Source organism: Streptomyces durbertensis (assembly GCF_014156695.1).
In the GTDB taxonomy this organism is placed as follows: Bacteria; Actinomycetota; Actinomycetes; order Streptomycetales; family Streptomycetaceae; genus Streptomyces; species Streptomyces durbertensis.
In genome coordinates, this window is the sequence record NZ_WMLF01000480.1 from 1 (window position 1) to 3,956 (window position 3,956).

Here is a 3,956-nt window from a genome sequence, read left to right on the forward strand (position 1 = left end):
TATAAGAGACAGGGTGGGTGAGGCGAAGGGGCTGGCGGTCAGGCGAAGGGGCTGTCGGCTCCGGCGGCGGCCGGCTTCGGGGCGCGGGCCGGGCAGCAGCCGACCGGGCACAGGTCGTGCGAGGGCCCCAGGGCGCCCAGCGCGCAACGCTCCGGCGCCGCCCCGCGCTCGGTCGCCGCCCGTTCCAGGACAAGCTCCCGGATGCCGGCCACAAAGCGGGGGTCGGCTCCGACCGTGGCGGAGCGTACGACCGGGAGGCCGAGTTCGGCGGCCTTGGCCAGCGCCTCGGTGTCCAGGTCGTACAGCACCTCCATGTGGTCCGAGACGAAGCCGATGGGCACCATCACCACGGCCGGGGCGCCGGCGGCGTGCCGCTCCTCCAGGTGGTCGCAGATGTCCGGCTCCAGCCAGGGGATGTGCTGCGCGCCGCTGCGGGACTGGTAGACGAGCTGCCAGGGCCTCTCGACGCCGGTCCGCCCGGCGACCCGGTCGGCGATGAGCCGGGCCACGTCGAGGTGCTGCGCCACGTACGCGCCGCCGTCGCCGTGCGCCTCGACGGGGCCGCTGGTGTCCGCGGCGGCGGTCGGGATCGAGTGGGTGGTGAAGGCCAGCTGGGCGTCCCGCCGTACCTCCTCCGGCAGCTTCTCCAGCGCGGCGAGCACCCCCTCGGTCATCGGCTCGACGAAGCCGGGGTGGTTGAAGTAGTGCCGCAGCTTGTCGACGCGGGGCAGGTCGTCGGCGGCGACGCCCTCGTCGGTGAGGGCCCGCAGGGCGTCGGCGAGGTTCTCGCGGTACTGCCGGCAGCCGGAGTAGGAGGCGTAGGCGCTGGTCGCCAGAACGAGCACCCGCCGCCGGCCGTCGGCGGCCATCTCGCGGAGCGTGTCGGTCAGGTACGGCGCCCAGTTGCGGTTGCCCCAGTACACGGGCAGGTCGAGGCCGTGGTCCCGGAAGTCGGCACGCAGGGCGGCGAGCAGTTCCCGGTTCTGGGCGTTGATCGGGGAGATCCCGTCGAAGAGGAAGTAGTGCTGGCCGACCTCCTCCAGGCGTTCGCGGGGAATCCCCCTCCCGCGGGTGACGTTCTCCAGGAACGGCACCACGTCGTCGGGGCCTTCGGGGCCGCCGAAGGAGAGCAGCAGCAGGGCGTCGTAGGGGTGGGCTCGCTCATCGGGCATGTACCGATCCTGCCACCCGGAACCCGGAGGCGATCAGCGCCCCGGCGCCGTAATCTGTATCCGTTTTGACGTGCCTTACATCCGGCGTCCCCCCGCGTCTCCCGAGGAGCCCGTGTGCCCAGCCCCTACCGCGCGATCTTCTCGGTGCCGGGCGCGAAGAGCTTCACCACGGCCGGGCTCATCAGCCGGCTGCCGGTCGCCATGATGGGGCTCGGCATCGTCACGATGGTCTCCCAACTCACCGGCGCCTACGGGCTCGCGGGCGCGCTCGCCGCCACGGTGGCGCTGTCCGTGGCGGTGTTCGGCCCCCAGGTCTCCCGGCTGGTGGACCGGTACGGCCAGCGGCGGGTGCTGCGTCCGGCGGCGGCGGTCACGGTCGGCGCGGTCGGGGCCCTGACGCTGAGCACCGTGCTCGGCTGGCCGACATGGACGCTCTTTGTCTTCGCGGTCTGCGCCGGCTGTGTGCCCAGCGTCGGGTCGATGGTGCGGGCCCGCTGGTCGGCGCTGCTGAGGGACTCCCCCGCGCGGCTGCACGCCGCCTACTCGTGGGAGACCATCGTCGACGAGGTCTGCTTCATCTTCGGGCCGATCCTCGCCATCGGCCTGTCGACCGTGTGGTTCCCGCAGGCCGGCCCGCTGGCCGCGGCGACGTTCCTGGCTGCCGGTGTGTTCTGGCTGACGGCGCAGCGCGCCACCGAGCCCGTTCCGGCCCCGCGCGGCACGCATGGCCGGGGTTCGGCGCTGCGCACCCCCGGGCTGCCGCTGCCGGTGCTGACGATGGTGATGATCGGCGTCATCTTCAGCTCGGTCGACGTGATCACGGTGGCGTTCGCCGACGAGCGGGGCGCCAAGTCCGCGGCGAGCCTGCTGCTCGCCGGCTACGCGCTCGGCTCCTGCCTGGCCGGAGCGGTGTTCGGGATGGTGCACCCGGTCGGGCCGGTGGAACGTCGTTGGTTCCGGGGCGTGTGCGCGGTCGCCGTGAGTATGATCCCCCTCCAACTGGCCGGGAGTCTGCCGTTCCTGGCCGTCGCGCTGTTCCTCGCCGGCATGGCCGTCGCACCCACGATGATCGCGATGGTCGGCCTCGTGGACCAGCTCGTGCCGCGTTCCCGGCTGACCGAGGGCATGACGTGGTCCAGTACGGGCATCGCGGTCGGGGTGTCGCTCGGCGCCTCGGTGGCCGGCTGGGTCGTGGACCGGGTCGGCGCCGAGCGGGCGTTCGCCGTCCCGGCCGCGGCGGGCGCGGTCGCGGCGGCCCTGGCGTTCCTCGGCCACCGCCGGCTGGCCCGGCGGCCGGCGGCAGGGCGGGATCAGGAGGGGACGCGGAATGAGCGGGATCATCGCTCCGAGAAGGAGCGGGACGAGCGGCACCTGGCGTAACTGGGCCGGCAACACGAAGGCCCGGCCGCTGCGGACGGTGGCCCCGGCCACCACCGAGGCGCTGGCGGAGGTGGTCCGACGGGCCGCGGAGGACGGCCTTCCGGTGAAGGCGGTGGGCACCGGGCACTCCTTCACCTCGGTCGCCACGACGGGCGGCGTGCTGATCCGCCCGGACCGGCTGACGGGGGTGCGCCGGATCGACCGGGCCGCCGGCACGGTGACCGTCGCCGCCGGTACCCCGCTGCACGTGCTCAACCGGACGTTGGCCCGCGAGGGGCTGTCGCTCACCAACATGGGCGACATCATGGAGCAGACGGTCTCCGGCGCGACCAGTACCGGCACGCACGGCACCGGCCGCGACTCGGCGTCCCTCGCGGCCCAGATCACCGCCATGGAGCTGGTCCTCGCGGACGGCTCGGTGCTGCGCTGCTCCCGCACGGAGAACCCGGAGGTGTTCGGCGCCGCCCGGGTGGGCATCGGGGCACTCGGGGTGATCACCGAGCTGACGTTCGCGGTCGAACCCCTCTTCCTGCTGCACGCCAGGGAGGAGCCGATGCGCTTCCCGCGCGTGGTCGCGGAGTTCGACCAACTCGTCGCCGAGAACGAGCACTTCGAGTTCTACTGGTTCCCGCACACCGAGAACTGCAACACCAAGCGCAACAACCGCACCCACGGCCCCGTCGCCCCGCTGCCGCGGATGCGGGGCTGGGTGGACGACGAGCTGCTGTCCAACGGCGTCTTCCAGGCCGTCTGCTCGCTGGGCCGGGCGGTGCCGGCGACGGTGCCGACCGCGGCCCGGATCTCCAGCCGGGCGCTGTCCGCACGGTCCTACTCCGACATCCCCTACAAGGTCTTCACCAGCCCGCGGCGGGTGCGCTTCCTGGAGATGGAGTACGCGGTGCCGAGGGAGGCGGCCATGGCGGCGCTCGGCGAACTGAAGACGACGACGGAACGCTCCGGGCTGCGGATCGGTTTCCCGGTGGAGGTGCGCACCGCCCCGGCGGACGACATCCCGCTGTCCACGGCCGGCGAACGTGACAGCGTCTACCTGGCGGTTCACGTGTACCGGGGCACCCCGCACGAGGCGTACTTCACCGCGGCCGAGCGGATCCTGACCGCGCACGGCGGGCGCCCGCACTGGGGGAAGCTGCACACCCGGGACGCCGGGTACCTGTCCGGGGTCTATCCGCGGTTCACCGAGTTCACCGCGCTGCGGGACCGGTTGGACCCCGAGCGCCGGTTCGGCAACGACTACCTGCGACGGGTGCTCGGCGACTGACCGTGTCAGCCCGTCGGGGTGCCGCCCCGCGGGCGCGGTGCACCGGTGCCGTCGGGGGCGTCGGGGGCGCCGCCCGGTGCGGCGGGGTCGTCCGCGCCGGGTGTCGGCTGCGGGGTGGCGGGGTC

General features: G+C 73.5%; 3 protein-coding genes. 2 read left to right on the forward strand and 1 reads right to left on the reverse strand.

Annotated elements, in window-relative coordinates:
* Positions 1-38: 38 nt before the first annotated feature.
* Positions 39-1,172 (reverse strand): ferrochelatase, encoded by a 1,134-nt coding sequence (locus tag GL263_RS22985; protein ID WP_182857659.1) that lies wholly within the window; start codon positions 1,170-1,172, stop codon positions 39-41.
* A 114-nt stretch (positions 1,173-1,286) separates the two neighbouring features.
* Between GL263_RS22985 and GL263_RS22990 the strand changes: the two genes are divergently transcribed.
* Positions 1,287-2,552, forward strand: coding sequence for an MFS transporter (locus GL263_RS22990; RefSeq protein WP_182857660.1), 1,266 nt, complete (start codon positions 1,287-1,289; stop codon positions 2,550-2,552).
* Positions 2,500-3,831: a D-arabinono-1,4-lactone oxidase gene (locus GL263_RS22995; RefSeq protein WP_182857661.1), complete on the forward strand. Its 1,332-nt coding sequence runs from the start codon at positions 2,500-2,502 to the stop codon at positions 3,829-3,831. Before GL263_RS22990 ends, GL263_RS22995 begins: the two co-directional genes overlap by 53 nt.
* The last annotated feature ends 125 nt before the right edge of the window (positions 3,832-3,956 follow it).

Coding starts and splice junctions, on each gene's coding strand:
- GL263_RS22995 (WP_182857661.1), top strand. CDS start 2,500: ATGAGCGGGATCATCGCTCCGAGAAGGAGCGGGACGAGCGGCACCTGG.
- GL263_RS22985 (WP_182857659.1), bottom strand. CDS start 1,172: ATGCCCGATGAGCGAGCCCACCCCTACGACGCCCTGCTGCTGCTCTCC.